Genomic DNA, 16,558 nt, shown 5'->3' with positions numbered 1-16,558 from the left:
CGCCACCACCGCCTTCCGCCCCTGATCACCATGCCGCCTCGTCACGTCGCCGTCCTGTCGCGCTCTTTCTCGGCCCACCCCCAGCTGCGCAGCGAACTGCTGGCCCGATGCCCCGGGGCACGCTTCAACGACAGTGGCCGCACCCTGGCCGGCGACGATCTGGTGCGGTTCCTGGCCGGAGCCGACGCGGCCGTGGTGGCGCTGGAGAAGCTGGACGCGCCGACCCTAGCGCGCCTGCCCGACCTGCAAACCATCGGCAAGTACGGCGTCGGCCTGGACAACGTGGACCTGGCCGCCTGCCAGCGGCAAGGCATCCGGGTCGGCTGGACCGGTGGTGTCAACCGGCGCTCGGTGGCAGAGCTGACGATCGCGTTCATGATCGACGCGCTGCGCCACGTGGTGCGGAGCAACCGCGAGATCCTGGCCGGTCAGTTCCGGCAGATCCAGGGCCGGCAGCTCTCGGGGCGCACCGTCGGCGTGGTCGGCTGCGGCCACGTCGGCAAGGAGGTCGTGCGCCTGCTGCGCGCCTTCGATTGCCGCGTGCTCGTGCACGACCTGGCGCCCGATCCGGCCTTCTGCGCTGAGACCGGCGCCGAGCCCAGCGCGCTCGATCCACTGCTGGCCGCGAGCGACGTCGTCACCCTGCACCTGCCGCTGACCCCCGCCACGCGGCTGCTGTTCGACGGCACGCGCCTGGCCCGCATGCGGCCCGGCGCGGTGCTGGTCAACACCGCGCGCGGTGGCATCGTCGACGAGCCGGCGCTGGCGGTGGCGCTGGCCGAAGGCCGGCTGGGCGCTGCCGCGTTCGACGTCTTCCTGCCCGAGCCGCCGGTGGACCGCAGCCTGGTCGACCTGCCCAACTTCATCGCCACCGGCCACATCGGCGGCAGCTCGGCCGAGGCGGTGCTGGCGATGGGAAGGGCGGCGATCGAAGGACTATTCAACGCTATTGACGCGCTTAGCCACCTGCCTCCGTATGCGCGCAACGAAGGCTGAGCGTCCGGCAACCCACGTGTCTCCCGAAATCAAGGTCACCTACGTCAGTGTTCTGTACCGACTAAGTTGCTGCTTGATTCTCCGTGCATGACAAGCGTTTCAACGCGATCCTCACGGCAGTCAGTCGATCAAGTGGCTATCGATCAACGTTGCAGAGTCGAACCGCCGCTTGCTAATGACCAGCACCCACCCTGGAATGTCGACGCGAGAGACCGACTCCGAGTTCGGCGGCCAAGCGACACCTGGCCTCTGATCCAGAACTTTCATGTATCGGTCTGCGACGAGGTCAACAGCGCGCTGGATCTGCTCCGTACAAATCCTCTGCCGAAGATTTGGCAACGCGCTCTCAAGTTTCGATCGGATCATCGCTCTATGCTCTGAACTTGTGCTCAACGACCGCCCGATCGGCGTGAATTGCCGCAGCACTTGCACGTTGAATGGCGCCGCCGCCTCTGCAATCTCTTCAATAGTCGGCCAGCGGTTCACAACATAATCTTCTTCCGACGGAATCAGATTCAGATCCCGACAAAGCTGCGCCCCTAGCATTCGGTCAAGAAGCGACAGAAACGCCACTCCATAGTGAGGCTCGCTCAAGACGAATGATGCGCTTTGGTGATTTCCTTGCAGAATCAGCAGCACACCCTCTGAATCAAGCATGGAAATCATCTTGCGTATAGCCAGGCTTGGATCCGATATGTGCTCCAAGACGTCCTGACAAACTACCAACGAGTAACCGCCACCGAAGTCCTGCGAGAAGAAGTCTACAGGCTGGTAAGAGAACCCAGATTTTCCATCAAAATAATCAACAAACGGCCGATAGTACGGCATTGGAAGTTCACACCCAGAAATCTCAGCATATCCCACGCGCGCGGCGTGCAACATGCCAAAACCCAAGCCGCAACCTACATCAAAGCACCTCCCCGCTGGTCGAATGCCAAGATGCATGAGGCTATCCAATGCGCCAGCAAGGTGGTTTGCGTTTCCAAAGCGGTTGAATACCTCTCCCCGCAGAGACTTGCGCCGGTGTCGGTCGGTCCTATACTTCCAACTCATTCCCTTCTTGTCTTCCCTAAGCAATAGACCAATGAAGTCTTCAGGCAGGCGCATTGTCGCCGCCAACCTTGCAATAACACGATTTTCACAGCAAGCCAATGCCATTGCGAAGATGGCATCGTCCCCCAGAGCCTTGCCAAGCATGTCGTCTGAGACGAGATCAGGCGCCAAGAGGAGCAGTTCAGAAACTTCAGAAAGATTACTCATGTGATGCTATTGCCCGGAAAAGACGTTCATTGAGCGCCAAGTCTGACCGTGAACAGTGAGCCGAGAAATCAAGACTTCGTACAAGTATAGCGACCCCTTCCGCTTTAGTGACCGGATGACCGAGCCACTAGGGGCCCATCGGTTTAGGCCACCCACGGCACCGCACTCAATTTGTCGACAAACCTTCACTTGCAAGTAACAATTTTCGCCTTAATCAGCAATCCTTAAGGATCTCTGCTTTAAGCACCCGCGGCTGTGACATATCGCGGTGCCGAGCGCCTAGGCGCGTTATCAACGCCGATTCAGGCTTCGGGCGACGGTTTTCGACCGTTTCGGACCTGGAGCCCGACCTTTTCCGCCGCTGCGGACGCACTCATGCCGTGGCTCCGAGCAGTTCCCCGCGCACCAGGCAGAGGTTGGCCAGCGCGAACAGCGTGTGCAACTGCGCGGTGTTCTTTCGGAGCCCGCGGTAGCGCACCTTCACGTGCCCGAACTGGCGCTTGATGACGCGAAACGGGTGCTCGACCTTGGCCCGCACGCTGGCCTTCAAGCGCTCGATCTGCTCGGTCAGCCGGTCCTGCGCGTCGCTCGGATACAGCGTGCGGCGCTTACCAGGGCGCAGCGCGACCAGCCACTCGACGCCCGCCCGGGCGTCTGCTCGCTTGTCCGCCCCCTGGTAGCCCGCATCGGCAAACACCTGGAGTTCCTGGCCGTGCAGCAACTGGTTGGCTTCGACGACGTCGTTGACGCTGCCAGCGGTGCCGCGCACCGTGTGCACCAGCCCGGAGTCGGCATCCACGCCGATGTGTGCCTTCATGCCGAAGTACCACTGCTGGCCCTTGCGGCTCTGCTTCATATCCGAGTCGCGCTCGCCGCTGGCGTTCTTCGTCGAACTCGGCGCGGCGATCAGCGTCGCGTCGACCACGGTGCCGCGGCGAAGCATCAGGCCCTTGGCCGCCAGAACGTCGTTGACCGTCGCCAGGATCTTGGGCGCCAGCTTGTGCTTCTCCAGCAGGTGGCGGAACCGCAGGGTCGTCGTCTCGTCGGGCAGCGCATCAAACCAGCCGCCCAGTCCCGCGAACTCGCGAAACAGCGGCACGTCGTGCAGCGCTTCTTCCATTGCCGGGTCGCTCAGGTTGAACCACTGCTGCATGAAGTGGATGCGCAGCATCACCTCCACCGCAAACGGCGGGCGGCCTCGACCCTTGTCGATCTGGTACGACGACACCAGCTCGGCCAGTTCGCGCCACGGCACCACGCGGTCCATCTCCTTGAGGAACTCGCGCCGACGTGTGCGCTTCGTCGACATCCCGAGACCCAGGCTCTGCTGCTTCATGTCGGCAAGTCTCTCCGGCACGCCACCCTGCGGCCAAGCACATCGGCGACGGACATCTGCAGACCTTCCTAAAACCCCGACCCAGAATCGATTTATAACAGCGGACTGTCGCTGACTCCAACGGAGTGAAGCATGATAGATTAATGGCCTGCTTGTCTTTCACTTCGTATCGCACTTCTGATCTAAGGCGGCTCTAGGAATCAGTCTCTTGATCGGCTCACAAGTCCTCTCCTGTCGTGTCAGATTTCGAGTTGTCGCGGAGTCGTTACGTTCTCGTGCCGACCGTGGCGTGTGAAATGCCCTCCGACCGAATTTTCAGTGAACGTAGGTCAAGCATCTAACAGAGCGGAGCCAATGATCGACCGCAGATGCGGGACGCGCCCATTCGGCCGGGTTGGGTCGATCACGTTGCCTGCAGTTTGCTAAACCTGTGAGGTACCGGTCAGGCAAAGCGGCTGCCGTACGTGAGGCAAACTCCGACCTGCAATCGTTCGCCACAGCGCATCCCAGGAGCACGTTATGAGCCACATCGCGATGATCCCCGCCCGCATGGGCAGCCAGCGCCTGCCGAAGAAGAACCTGGCCCTGCTCGACGGTGTGCCGCTGATCGTGCACGCCATCCGCAAGTGCCACGCGGCCGGGCTGTTCGACGAGGTCTGGGTCAATTCCGAGCACCCCGACTTCGGCCCGATCGCCGAGGCCGAGGGCGCCCGCTTCCACCGCCGCCCGGAGCATCTGGGCGACAACAACGCCACCTCCGAGCAGTTCGTGGCCGAGTTCCTCGAGACCCACCCCTGCGAGGTGGTGTACCAGGTGCACTCGATCGCCCCGTTGCTGACGGCCGACGAGCTGCGCGGCTTCGTCGCCGAGATGCGCAGCGGGCGCCACGACGCGCTGATGAGCGTGGTGGAGGAGAACTTGGAGTGCGTCTTCCGGGGCGAACCCGTCAACTTCACCTTCTCCGAGAAGACCAACAGCCAGGACCTGACGCCAGTGCAACGCATCGTCTGGGCCGTGACCGCTTGGCGGCGCGACCGTTACCTGGCGGCCGTGCGAGACGGCGCCTGCGCCACCTACGCCGGCCGCATCGGCTACTACCCGGTGGGGCGGATGGCCGGGCACGTGATCAAGACGCAGGAGGATCTCGACCTCGCCGCCGCCGTGCAGGCGGCGCGGCGCAACGGCGGTGTGGCCTCGGCATGAAGGCCCGCTGGCGCGCGGCGATCGCTGCGCTGTGCGCCAGCCTGTGCACGACGCCCAGCCTGGCGCTGGCCCCCCCGCAGCCGGACCTGCCGCCCTCGCAGGTGTTGACGGGCGAGGTGCTGTCCACCGACTTCGGCATCGGCACCGACAAGGCCGACAACACCGAGGCGATCAACCGCTGGCTGGCCCACTGCCATGCGACGGGTGCCACCTGCCGGCTGGCGCCGGCGGCCAAAGGCGCGCTGCTGGCCTGCGGCATCGTGGTCCCGGGCCAGAACCTGGTGCTGCAGGGGCCGGGCATGGGTGGCGTGAAGCTGACGGCCACCAGGGGCTGCAACCGACACTTCATCACCGTCGCGGTGGCACCCGCCACCGGCATGCGGCCGATGCTGCGCGACCTGTCCATCAACTGCGCCAACTACGCCAACGAGCGCGGCCACTGCATCCATCTGCCGGCCGACACGAGGAACGGCTACGGCACGGGCGTGGACCTGGTGAACGTCTACGTCGACCGGGCCGCGGAGGACGCGGTGCACGTGGAGCGCAACCGCGGGGCCGGCCTGCTGCAGAACACCTACCTGTACCACTACAAGGGCACGGGGCTGCACCTGGAGAGCTCGGACTGGAACTGCCAGGCCAGCAACTTCTCCGGCAACTACGCGCCTGGGGCCTTCGCCGACTATGGCGTGCGCATCGTGGCCGGCGCCAACAACACCTTCGTGCACTGCCGCGCGTACTACAACCGGGTGGGCGTGGCCACCGAGTACGCATCGCTTTCCACGCCGCTGACCTGGATCGGCGGCGACCTGTCGAACAATGCCGAGAACGGCCTGCGCGTCGACAGCGGCGGCCTGCTGCAGTCGGTGGTGGTCAGCGGCACGCGGTTCACGATGAACAGCATGCAGGGCGACAACCTGCACGCCGACATCCTGCTGTCGCGCAATGCCGGAACCATCATCACCGGCAACGTCTTCCAGCGCGGGGCCGCCTCGGTGCCGAAATACCTGATCGAGATCCGCTCGCCGGCGGGTCCGGCGATCGTCGCCAACAACGCCTGGTCGGTCGCGGGCCCCCGAACGCAATCGTTCGCCACGGCGGTGTCGAACGACCCGGCCATCACGATGTTCGGCGGCGGCCTCGGCTCGGCAGGCGACGCCGGCGCCAATACGCTGGAGCTGCTGGTGGCGCAGACCCGCGACGGGCGCACCCCCGTGCGCATGACCGCTGGCAGCGGCACAGCGCGGCCGGACGAGGCCCTCACCCCGACACGCGACTTCCGCAAGCTGGTGCTGCGCGACGTTGCGATCACGGCCTCGAACCCCGCAACTGCCGAAGTGGCCACGTGGTCGCTACCCACCGTGGTGCTCGTGCGCGGCGAAGGCCCCGGGTCGGTGACGCTCGTCGGTGCTGCAGCTCGGCCGGTTGCCGTCGCCAGTACACCCGGACTCGCCGGCCTGCCCCCGCCGGCGCTGAGTGTCGACCGGGCGCTCGGCGCCTTGCAGGTGACCGTGACGGGACTCGATGGCGTCGAGTTGCGCTGGCAGTTCACCGCACGAATCCAGGAGTTGCAATGACACATCCGCCCGGCCGCGAAGGAGAGACGACATGCTCGAACTGAAACTACAGGTGAGCCTATGGTCCGCTGCGATTGCCCGCCCCGCCGAGTGGGGACGGCTGTCAGAGGCCATCATCGAAACGTTCTACCGCGCGCACCTGCGGCCCGGGGACCTAGCGCTGGACGTGGGCGGAAACGTCGGCCGCCACGCGATCCCGATGGCCGAGGCAGTCGGGCCCGAAGGCCACGTGCACGTCGTGGAACCGATACCGTACATCGCCGATCGCATGCAAGCCAACCTGGAAAAGGCAGGTGTCGCCGGCCGGGTATCCGTACTGCGGGCGGCCGCGTCGCACGCGCCAGGGCAGGCGCGCTTCCATGTCGTTGCTGGGGCCGAGGCCCTGTCGTCACTCAGCCGCGACATGGCTGCCGCTCGCGACCAGGGCGAACTCCACGAGATAGATGTCGAGGTTGTCACGATCGATCAGCGTTTCGGCGCGCTGCCGCTGCGCTTCGTAAAGCTCGACGTCGAAGGCGCAGAGTTCGATGCGATGAAGGGGGCGGCAGGTCTGCTGCGTACCGCAAGACCGGTGCTTGCCTTCGAGGACGGGCGAGCCAATGCGGCGCAACATTTCCAGTATGCGCTCGAGACCTACTACCGCTTCTTCGACGCGATGGACTATGTAGTGCTCGACCTCTTCGGACTCCCGGTGGGCATCGAGCACGGCCGGCATGCCGGTCCTTGGAACTTCTTCGCCGCGCCGCGTGAGGCAGTCGCTGACGTTCGCGACCTAGTCCAGTACGCGAGCTTTGCGGTACTGCTAGAACGGCTGAGATCAGGCACCTGAGACCCAGAACCCGAAAGTAGGCCCGATGGATCTCGAAAAAAAGCGGCAGGTCTTCTACGAGCGGCTGGACCTCGCAGGCCCGAAGGTGATCGACATCGGCGCGCATGTCGATCGTCACGTGCCCCCGTTCGCCGCGATCGTCAGTCACTAGGAGCATGTGCAGGTGGAGGAGCGCATCCAGTACATCGCTGACCGCATGCAGGCGAACTGCGACAGGGCGGAGTGTCAGGCCATGTCTCGGTACTCAGGGCGGTGGTGTCGTCCGCACCCGGGGCGAGCGCGCCTCCACGCCGTTTCCTGGGCCGAGGCCCTGTCGTCCCGCAGCCGTGATCTCGCGGCCGTGCGCGACCAGGGCGCAGTGCTCGACCAGCGGTTCGGGCCGCAGGCGGCGGGTCGGGATCCGCCCCGCGCATGACGCGGTCGCCTCGCGCGAGGTTCGATCCGAGACGATTGGCCGCGGAAGGGGCAGGCGCTACTTTGGGCGCCAGATGAGATCGTTGACGCAGCCATGGACCATGTGCTGGTACATGAACGTCCCCAGGCTGCCGCGATCGGACACCTTCATCCCGCCCCTCGAGTCCACCTCGAACTGCCCTGCGATATCGAGAACCATCTCAGCCAGAAGTCTCGGGCTCTCGTTGGTGTGCATCGAGATGGCGTAGGCATTGAACTCCATCACCACGGTCGGGCGGAAGGTCCGAAGTGTCTCCCGTGCACCGCGCAGGACTTCCGATTCATAGCCCTCAACATCGATCTTCAGAAGATCGAGGCGATCTATGCCTGCTTCGGCAACGATGCTGTCGATCGTGCGAACGGGAACGACGAGCGCACCCGAAGGTTCGACATGGTTACCGGCGCCGTAAGCGACCTCGCTGAAGTAGACCTCACCCACGGCAGAACCGGCTGCGCAGCGAAACAACTGAGCCGACACGGCGTTGGCACGCATGTTCAGTTCGAAGAGGTCTGCATTCCTGGGTGACGCCTCGATCGCCAGAATCCGCGCACCCGCCGCTGCGGCCAGTAGCGTCGTTCCTCCGATGTTCGCCCCGACATCGACGAACACCGATCCGGAGGGCAGACCGCAGATCTCCGTGATCAGGCCCTGGTTGTTGGCAATGTGAGAGTCGATGTCGCCAAAAAACCCGTCGGATTCATACCCGTAGACAGTTCTGTCCACCCCCATCACCTGGACGCGCTTGGATACGGGCTGTTCTCTCGTGTTGAGCATGGGCATACGGCGCCTGTGAAGTGGTCTGGTCACCGCCGCCCGGGCGGGCGTTCGGACTGATCGGTTTGCCGAGCCGGGGGCGCCGGCATTCCGGAGCAGCGCCGGATTCTAGGGTTGACGGGCTGGCGGCTGAATGTTCGGAGGAGGTCTGTGCGAAGGCACTCCCGGCGCGTCTTGGCGTGAAAGCATCGCGGGAAGCCCTAGAGACGGTCTGCCCCCACGCGCGAGTCGCGCCCGGGCGGCACGAAGACCAGGTTGTCGTGCTCCGGCGCCGAGGCGGCGTCCGGCACGCGCACCAGGCGACCGCCCGTGGACTTGCTGCCCGACAGGCGCCAGGCGGTCCAGCCCCGGCGGGCAAACTGCGCGAACAGGTCGTCCGGCGTGCCGCCGGCCGTGTGCACCAGCCGCGAGAACTCGAGCGCGACGACGGGCGGCACGCCGAAGGCCCCGTCCAGCAGCCCCTGGGCACCGCGGACGGCGTTGAGCTCGTGGCCCTCGATGTCGAGCTTGAGCAGGGCCACGTCCCGCAGCGCGTGCTGCCGGCACAGCGCATCGAGCGTCGTGACCTCGACCTCCGAGATGCGAACCCGGGTCCGCCGCTCGCCCGGGGGCACCGGCTGGCCCCGGGTGTCTCGCGCGAGCGAGACGACGGTCAGGCGGTCGAGGTCGGTCGCCACGTCGGCGGCGGCCTCCCCTGCCTCAAGCAGGCGGCTGCCGCCTGCGTTGCTGAGCGACACGTCGGCGAAGGCGCGGCGCTCGGCGTGGCAGCCGATGGCCACGGGCGCGACCGTCACGCAGCGCCCGTGCGGGTTCCGTGCCAGTGTGCGAGTCAGGTGTTCCCGCGTCGCCGGGTTGGCCTCGATGGCCAGCACCCGGCCCTGCGGGCCGACGGCGCGCGCCGCCGCGAGGCTGAAGCTGCCGAAGGCGGCACCGCCGTCGATGACGGTCTCGCCAGGGCCCAGCAGGCCGGCCACCCATTGAAGGAATCCGCCCTCGTAGTGGCCGTCGAGCAGGAAGCGGCGCGAGATCACGGCATCGGTGCCCGGGGCCGACAGCACCAGATCGCCGGAGGACAGGCGCAGCCACATCGGCTCGCCGAGGCCGTTGCGGTCGATCAGGCTGTTCACCACCGCCCGGCGCAGCAATGCGGCCAGGCCGTCGGGGTGGGCGTGCCAGCGCCGCCAGAAGGCCTGCGACGCCAGCAGCGCACGGTGCCAGGCTAGCGGTGATCTGCGCAGCGCCACCGGCACCAGTCGCCACAGGCCATGTTCGATGGGAATGCGGACCCTGTTCCAGCGCCCGCGGTCGTTGTGCACGCGGAAGCGTTCATGGCCCGGCGCCAGATCGATGCCGGTCACGCCCTGGCTGCTGCAGACGCTGAACGAGACCGCGCCGCTGAGCAGTTGGTCGCACTGCCCGCTCAGCGTCCAGCCCAGATCAAGGTCGGCGGTCCAGGGAAAGCGCTCGGCCACGTCGCCGCGCCGGTAGCGGCGCGCGGTGTGCGCCACCAGCCGGTGATTGATCAGCAGGGCCAGCGCGCCCGGCGCCGGAAACCCCCAGCCGTGCACCTCGTAGCGGCCACTGACGCGGCATACGATCGCAGCGCTGATGTTGGTCTGCATCGGCGTGGCGTCGCGCAGGCCGGCCAGGGGAATCGCACATTGGCCGGCGCGTCCAGGGCCGCCATCCCATTGCAGGCGCAGCGCGGTTTCGCCCGACGCGGGCGGACCGAGCTCCAGGACCATCCCCCACGGGATCGGTCCGGCCGAGGAGGTCGGCACCGTCGCCAGGGTCTCACGCTCGCCGTAAGCCAGCCGCAGCTGCAGGGCCGGCCCGACGGATGGCCCGATCCCGCGGGCGATCACGCGCCCCTTCATGCGGTCGATCTCCAGGCCGAGCAGGCCGGGCCCCGGCTCGACGTGCATCAGGTCGGCCGCGTCAGGCCCGCTCGAAGACATACAGCCGCCCGAAGAGCGAGGGCTCGCACTCGATCCGCCACCCGGCGAAACCGGCACGGCGGAAGAGCTCGTACAGGAAAGCCTCGGAGAAGCCGAGCTCGAACCAGCGGGTCTGCCGCATCACCACGGCCACCTCGCTGTGCAGGCGCACGCCCCAGGGGTAGGGCACGGCGGCGTATTCGCGTTCCACGATGGGTTCGCCTCCGAGAATGATGCGTCCGCCCGGCTCCAGCAGTTCGTTCAGACGGGGCACGACGCGCCGGAAATCGACGCAGTGGTGAAAGCTCTCGTAGAACCAAATCAGCTTGTAGCGCTGCCCTTCGCGCGGCGCATGGCCGAACTGGCCGTGGAAGCCCTGCAGCGGCACCTGGAAATGCTCGGCCTGGCGGTTGACGAACTCGCACAGCCGGGCTGAGACGTCCACGGTGTCGACGTGCACGCCCAGGCGGGCCAGCGCCAGGGCCGACTGCGCGAAGCCTGCGCCGTACTCCAGCGCCCAGTCGCCCGGCCGCAGGCCCGAGTGCTTCAGCAGCATGCCGGTGGCGAGGACATGGTCGCCCGCGCTCGAGACCGCGGCGGCGTCCCGCCGCATGTAGAACCCGGGGTGGCGGATCGGGTCCGCGCCGTCCCACCCGAGGTCCGCCTCGTCGACGCTGGCGTCGTAGGCCCGGTCGGCCACCCCGGCGATCTCGGCCCACAGGCGATGCTGCTGTGCGGCGTAGGCCTCGGACCAGGGATCCAGGCCCGGGACGAACCACGAGGGCAGGCGCATGTGGGCATGCGCATACGGCACCCAGGCGGCGCCCAGCACGCCTTCGGGGTTCTCGTAGGCGCGCTTGACCTCGTCGATGTCCGCCAGCTCGAACCAGGCGGGTGATTCGTGCCCGGGCGTTGGGCACCGTCCCACCCGGCGCCAGATCTTGCGCAGCGCGGTCACGAGACCACCCGCCTCAGGAACTCGCCCCACTGGGGCATCACCCGCTCGGGCAGGTAGCGTGCAGCAACCTCGTCACCAGAGCGCCGCAGGGCTTCGATGCGCGGCCGGCCCTCATCCGCCATCAGTTCACGCAGCAATTGGGCCAGCTCCTGGGGCGCATAGGGGCTGAAGTAGGCGGCGGCATCGGCATAGACGTCCCGGTGCACGCGGATGTCGGACGCAGCGACCACCCCGCGGCTGCGCATCGCCTCGACGCCTGCGAAGTCGAAGCCCTCGCCGAAGCTCGGCGCCACCGTGACGCTCGCGTGGCGGTACAGCAGCCGCAGGTCGTCGGCCGGCACGCCCTCGAGCAGATGCAGCCCTCCTCGCTCGAGCCAGGGCGAGAAGCGGCGCAGGATGGCATCGTTGTCCCATCCGATTCCGCCGACGAGCACGAGGTTGAGGTGCGGATGGTCCTGCGTGCGCAGGTGTTCCCAGGCATCCAGCAGCGCCAGGTGGTTCTTGCGCGGCTCGATGGTCGACACCATCAGCAGGTAGTTCAGCCGGCCATTGACGATGTCCTGCGGTGCCACCGGCGCCCCTCCGCCATGCGGTGCGCGGCGGTTCTTGCGGGACCAAATGACCTCGGGCACGCGGGCGGCCGATTCAGTCTCGGGCACGAAGTGGTGCGAAACCATGTTCGGGATCGTGACCGACCGTTTCTCCACCTCGGGCAGCACCGACAGCAAGTCGCTGCGAGTGGCGTCGGAAACGCAGGCGAACCAGGCCCCGTCGGCTGCGTTGCGGCGCAGCGCCTGCAAGTGCATGCTGCGGTGGTACCCGCGGTCTTTGACGGTGTGCGGCATCGTCAGCGGGATCGCATCGTGGTAACGGACCACGAGCCGCGTGCCCCGGCGCACGCGGCCGGGATAAGGGGTCTCGGCGATCATCACGTCCATGCCCGCCGTGTCCAGGCGCGGGTACATCGCACGGCCGAACCAGCTCGACGCCACGCCCAGCGCATTCAGCGCGGACCAGGGCCAGCGCATGATCCTGAACTGGCCCGCGGTCACGGCCTCGAAGTCCTCGGCGGGCAGCGACTTGGCGAACAGGCCCCGCCAGACGAAGTCCTTGAAGTGGGTCGGGTCGAAGGCCGTCAGCGGTTCGTGCCGCCCGACGAGCGAAGCCGCGATCGCCGCCATCGGCCCCCCGAGCTGCAGCAAGCGCCGCCTCAGGTGCTCAAAGCGGTGCGATGCCGGCCCCTGCTGCAGCGAGACGACCACGGCGGACAGCCTGTCGATGTCGCGACTGGCATCGCGCGCGGGGTCCGGGGCGCCGCGGCGCGTCGGCAGGCCAGACTCGATCACCAGGTTGCCGCTCTGCAGCAGGCCCACCACCTCCACCCCCGGCAGGCCAGCCAGGCCGCGATAGAGCAGCCGCGTCTCCTGCGGGATCCCGCTGTGCCCGTCCAGCGCCGGCCGCATCTCGAGCAGCACCTTCATCATTGTCCGCACCGCCTCAATCGAATCGGGGGCCGGGAGGCGGCACCACGGCCTGTTCGTAGAACTCGTAGGCCTGATCGACGTGGTCGAACTCGTAGAGTCGGCCCAGGTGCAGCACGGCCGCGCGTTCGCAGTAGGAGCGGATGATGTTCGGATCGTGGGACACCAGGATGAAGGCGCGGTCGCGGCGCTTGACGAAGAGTTCGTGGTGGCAGCGGTCGCCGAAGCGCGAATCGCCCACGGCCATGCCCTCGTCGATCAGGAAGCAGTCGAACTCGATGGCCATGGACAGCGCGAACGCGAGGCGCATCGACATGCCGGCCGAATAGTGCAGCACCGGCTCGTTCAGATAGATGCCGAGTTCGGTGAACTCCTCGACGAATGGCACCAGGGGCCGCCAGTCAACGCCATAGACCCGGCAGACGAACTTGAGGTTGTCCAGCCCCGTCAGGTGCGCCTGGAAGGCGCCCGTGAAGGCCAGCGGCCAGCTCACGCTCATGCGGCGGTCGATGCGCCCCGAGGTCGGGTTCTCGGCGCCGCTGAGCAGGCGCACCAGCGTGCTCTTGCCGGCACCGTTGCGCCCCAGGATGCCGATATGCCGTCCACGGGCCAGTTCGAAGCTCACGTGGTCCAGCACCAGCCTCCGGCCGCCGCGGGTGCCGTAGTACTTGCACACATTCTCGAGCCGGATCATCGCTGTCCCACGCGCTGTGCGGCGTCCCGCAGCAGCGCCAGGCTGACGGCGGTCAGCACCAGGTTGCAGCCAGCCATGTAGGCCACGTCGTAGTGGGTGCGGACCACCTGGCCGAAATAGCCCTCGCGAATGATCTCGACGCCGTGGACCATGGGCAGCAGCAGCACCACTTCGGCCATGTTGCTGGGCAGCCAGTCGACCATGAAGGCGGCGCCGGAGAGGGGGAACAGCAGGTAGGACACCGGGTGCCATAGCCGGTCGACGATCTCGCTGTAGGCCGTCGCAGCACCGATCAGCATCGACAGGCCAGCGCCGAACCAGGCCAGCATGACCCAGCCGCCAAGAACCGTCAGCGGGTCGTGCGGCAACTGAATCCATTCGCCCCAGGTGAAGATACAGGCCAGCACGATGAACGAGGCCGTCGCCCCACCCATCTCTAGGATGATGCGGGTGATCATCACGTCGATGATGCAGACATTGCGGTGGTAGAGCAGCGTCAGGTTCTGGGCGATACCGCTGGCGCAGCGGGTCACGGTGTTGCGCCACATCAGTACCGACGAGTACCCGGTGATGGCGAAGGCGACGATGGGCATGCTGGAACCATGGTTCATGCCCGCGGCCGACCACAGCGTCGCCACGCCCAGCGTGAACAGCATGGGCTCTCCGACCAGCCACAGCACGCCGATGTTCTCGCGCCCATAGCGCGTGATCACCTCGCGCATCAGTAGCGCCCAGATCACCCTTCTCTGGATCTGCAGGGACTGCAGAAGCGTCGTGCGCACCGGCGGCGGCTCGGCCACGCCGGCGAGTTCCTCAGTTCTGGTGTTCACGGATGCTCGCCACCACCATGCTCACGATGCCCCACAGCAGAAGGCCGACGAAGAACACCGTCAGCACACTGCGCATCCGCCGCGGCTCCACCGCCCGGTCCGGCTCGTTCGGCTGCACCAGCCGCTCCAGGTAGAGCTGCTTGCGCGCCGCCTCGTTGCGCGCCGTGTCCAGCGCGGTGAGCGACGCGGCGAGCTGGCGGTCGGCGAAGGTCTTCTCCAGCAGCAGGCGGTCGTACTGCGGCGACTTGGCGCTCAGGCCGCCGCTGCGGCCCAGCACGCGCGAGTTCTCCTCGGCGACGGCCTTGCGCAGCGAGTCCACCCGCGCCTGCAGCACCGAGACCTGCGGGTTGCGCGGCGACACGCGCCGCACCTGGTCGAGCTGGGTCTCGGCCGCCAGAAGTTCCTCGCGGACCTTGGCCACGCCCTGCAGCTGCAGCGCGCTCTGGCGGTCCGGGTCGAAGACGCCGCGGTCGCTGCGGAACGACGACAGCGCCGCCGCCGCCTCCTTGGAACGCTCCTCGGCCAGCCGCACCTCGCTCTCGGCCACCTGGATCAGGTCCTGCCGGCTGCGGATGTTCATCGTGTTGACCAGGCGCTCGCCCATCTCGAGCAATTGCTCGTTGATGCGCTTGGCGTCGGCGGCGGTGTAGGCACGGACCTTCAGCACGCTGATCGACGACACCGTGTCGTACTCGATCGCGACGTGCTTCAGGTAGTGGCGGTGCAGCGCCTCGAAGCTGTCGTCCCAGGGTTCGGTGGGGAAGCGGTTGACGCGGTCGATGGCCGGCGCCGAGAACGCCTGGCGCAGCTGCAGCCGCTCGTCGAGCTCGCGCAGCGCGTCGCGGCTCTGGATGAAGTCGTGCACGGAGTAGGTGTCGTCCTGGCTGCGCGAGAAGCCGGTGCCCTGCAGCAAGGCGCCGAGCCCGGTCTGGTTGGACCGCTGCGGGCTGCGCACGACGAAGCGCGACTCGGAGACGTAGACGTCGGAGGCGACGACGCCGTAATAGACGACCGCCAAGGCGGTGGGGATCAGCACCGTGACGATGAAGAGGGCATCGAAACGGCGCCGAAGGCGCTGCAGGCGGGAGGAAATCGTCATGCGTTCAATGGCGGCGCGAGCCGCTGGTACAGATGCAACATGCGCGTGCTCATCAGCGCGCCGCCGAACTCTTGCTCGTAGCGGCGCCGTGCCGCGGCGCCGCAGCGGGCGCGCAGCGCGTCGTCCGTCAGGAGGCGGGCCAGCGCCCCGGCGAGCGCCGCACGGTCTCCGGCCGGGACGTTGTAGCCGGTCTCGCCGTCGCGGTTGACCCACGGAACGCCGGAGCCCGGGAGATCGGTGGCGACGATGGGCTTGCCCATGACCATCGCCTCGAGCATCGCGACGCCGTAGGCCTCCGCGCGCACCGTGGAGGACATGCAGAAGACGTCGCAGGCCTCGAAGTGGCTGGCCAGCTCGTGGTCGGGGATGTGCCCCAGCAGGTGCACCTTTCCCGCCAGGCCGAGGTGGTTGACCATCGACCTGAAGCGTTCCAACAGTTCACCGTCGCCCCCGATCAGGACTGCGCAATCGTCGGGGAGCGCGGCGGCCGCTTCGATCAGCACGTCGAACCCCTTGTAGTAGGTCATCCGGCCGAGGGCGAAGACCAGCCGTCGGTCGCGGAAGCGGCGGCGCAGCGCCGCAGCCTGCAGGCTGCAGGCCTCGCCGCGATTGTCGCTGATGCCGATCGGCACGACCTCGACCTTGTCTCGCCAGCGGGCCAGCGGGCGCGAGGCCTGCGCGTAGGGGGGGCTCGTCGCCACCACGGCGTCGGCGCGGCCGAGCAGCCAGTCCTGCAGCGGCTCGTAGGCCCAGAGGGCACGGCGCTGGCGGATCACGTCGCTGTGCCAGTGCACGACCAGGCGGCACGCCGGCCGCGCCAGCCAGAACGCCGCCGCGGCCATCGGGTCGGGCATGTGCAGGTGCACGATGTCGCTGTGCCGGGCCATGCGGGCCAGGTGCCAGGGCATCGACGGCGCGATCGAGGTCGACATCACGGTGCCCAGCTTGCCGGCCCTGCGGATCTCGCCGCCGCCGGGCAAACGCTCCGCGACCCCCGGGTAGCGCGAGTGCGAGCACAGGACGTCGACCGCCACGCCGTGGCGGCGCAGGCCCTCGGTGAGCTCCCACGCGACGGACTCGATGCCGCCGGCCACCGGCGGATAGAACTTGCTGAGCTGCAGCACCCGCATCGA

15 protein-coding genes are annotated in these 16,558 nt (G+C 67.3%); 5 read left to right on the top strand and 10 right to left on the bottom strand.

The annotated features are described in order from the left end of the window. Positions 1–30: 30 nt before the first annotated feature. The gene (locus G5B56_RS10205) at positions 31–996 is read left to right on the top strand and encodes a phosphoglycerate dehydrogenase (RefSeq protein ID WP_164963129.1); all 966 of its coding nucleotides are present in this window, start codon (positions 31–33) and stop codon (positions 994–996) included. Positions 997–1,116: 120 nt separating this feature from the next. On the opposite strand, the gene G5B56_RS10200 is transcribed toward G5B56_RS10205, so the two are convergent. Continuing rightward, complete coding sequence (locus tag G5B56_RS10200; RefSeq protein ID WP_164963128.1) at positions 1,117–2,256, bottom strand: bifunctional 2-polyprenyl-6-hydroxyphenol methylase/3-demethylubiquinol 3-O-methyltransferase UbiG; 1,140 nt, start codon at positions 2,254–2,256, stop codon at positions 1,117–1,119. 373 nt (positions 2,257–2,629) lie between these two features. Then, positions 2,630–3,592 carry an IS5 family transposase gene (locus G5B56_RS10195; protein ID WP_164963127.1) on the bottom strand — a complete coding sequence of 321 codons (963 nt, stop codon included), beginning with the start codon at positions 3,590–3,592 and terminating at the stop codon, positions 2,630–2,632. Between the two features lie 519 nt (positions 3,593–4,111). Between G5B56_RS10195 and G5B56_RS10190 the strand changes: the two genes are divergently transcribed. The 4 genes from G5B56_RS10190 to G5B56_RS20020 are packed head-to-tail and all read left to right on the top strand — an operon-like array spanning position 4,112 to position 7,349. Further along, the gene (locus G5B56_RS10190) at positions 4,112–4,795 is read left to right on the top strand and encodes a cytidylyltransferase domain-containing protein (protein ID WP_164963126.1); all 684 of its coding nucleotides are present in this window, start codon (positions 4,112–4,114) and stop codon (positions 4,793–4,795) included. Then, positions 4,792–6,369, top strand: a complete 1,578-nt coding sequence (locus G5B56_RS10185) for a right-handed parallel beta-helix repeat-containing protein (protein ID WP_009856537.1) — start codon at positions 4,792–4,794, stop codon at positions 6,367–6,369. The genes G5B56_RS10190 and G5B56_RS10185 overlap by 4 nt, the downstream gene beginning before the upstream one ends. Before the next feature lie 31 nt (positions 6,370–6,400). Next, positions 6,401–7,198: an FkbM family methyltransferase gene (locus tag G5B56_RS10180; RefSeq protein WP_009856538.1), complete on the top strand. Its 798-nt coding sequence runs from the start codon at positions 6,401–6,403 to the stop codon at positions 7,196–7,198. Positions 7,199–7,223: 25 nt separating this feature from the next. Further along, positions 7,224–7,349 (top strand): hypothetical protein, encoded by a 126-nt coding sequence (locus G5B56_RS20020; protein ID WP_009856539.1) that lies wholly within the window; start codon positions 7,224–7,226, stop codon positions 7,347–7,349. Between the two features lie 321 nt (positions 7,350–7,670). Here G5B56_RS20020 and G5B56_RS10175 read toward each other — a convergent pair whose 3' ends face one another. From G5B56_RS10175 to G5B56_RS10140, 8 genes are all read right to left on the bottom strand, one after another. Further along, on the bottom strand, positions 7,671–8,426 hold the full coding sequence (locus tag G5B56_RS10175; RefSeq protein WP_164963125.1) for an FkbM family methyltransferase: 756 nt from the start codon (positions 8,424–8,426) through the stop codon (positions 7,671–7,673). A gap of 200 nt (positions 8,427–8,626) precedes the next feature. Then, entirely contained in the window at positions 8,627–10,351 is a 1,725-nt protein-coding gene (locus tag G5B56_RS10170; RefSeq protein WP_164963124.1) for an FkbM family methyltransferase, read from the bottom strand. Positions 10,352–10,364: 13 nt separating this feature from the next. Beyond that, on the bottom strand, positions 10,365–11,321 hold the full coding sequence (locus G5B56_RS10165; protein ID WP_164963123.1) for a bifunctional 2-polyprenyl-6-hydroxyphenol methylase/3-demethylubiquinol 3-O-methyltransferase UbiG: 957 nt from the start codon (positions 11,319–11,321) through the stop codon (positions 10,365–10,367). Next, positions 11,318–12,802 carry a glycosyltransferase family 1 protein gene (locus G5B56_RS10160; RefSeq protein ID WP_164963122.1) on the bottom strand — a complete coding sequence of 495 codons (1,485 nt, stop codon included), beginning with the start codon at positions 12,800–12,802 and terminating at the stop codon, positions 11,318–11,320. Before G5B56_RS10160 ends, G5B56_RS10165 begins: the two co-directional genes overlap by 4 nt. A 16-nt stretch (positions 12,803–12,818) precedes the next feature. Then, positions 12,819–13,496, bottom strand: coding sequence for an ABC transporter ATP-binding protein (locus G5B56_RS10155; protein WP_029718521.1), 678 nt, complete (start codon positions 13,494–13,496; stop codon positions 12,819–12,821). Beyond that, a complete protein-coding gene (locus G5B56_RS10150; RefSeq protein ID WP_375136162.1) occupies positions 13,493–14,326 on the bottom strand; it encodes an ABC transporter permease in 834 nt (277 codons plus the stop codon). The genes G5B56_RS10155 and G5B56_RS10150 overlap by 4 nt, the downstream gene beginning before the upstream one ends. Beyond that, positions 14,310–15,425, bottom strand: a complete 1,116-nt coding sequence (locus tag G5B56_RS10145; RefSeq protein WP_009856547.1) for an LPS biosynthesis protein — start codon at positions 15,423–15,425, stop codon at positions 14,310–14,312. Before G5B56_RS10145 ends, G5B56_RS10150 begins: the two co-directional genes overlap by 17 nt. Further along, positions 15,422–16,555 carry a glycosyltransferase gene (locus tag G5B56_RS10140; RefSeq protein WP_164963121.1) on the bottom strand — a complete coding sequence of 378 codons (1,134 nt, stop codon included), beginning with the start codon at positions 16,553–16,555 and terminating at the stop codon, positions 15,422–15,424. Before G5B56_RS10140 ends, G5B56_RS10145 begins: the two co-directional genes overlap by 4 nt. Positions 16,556–16,558 lie beyond the last annotated feature (3 nt).

It is taken from the genome of Rubrivivax sp. JA1026 (genome assembly GCF_011065555.1).
GTDB lineage: Bacteria > Pseudomonadota > Gammaproteobacteria > Burkholderiales > Burkholderiaceae_C > Rubrivivax > Rubrivivax benzoatilyticus.
This window is presented reverse-complemented; position numbering and strand designations above follow the sequence as displayed.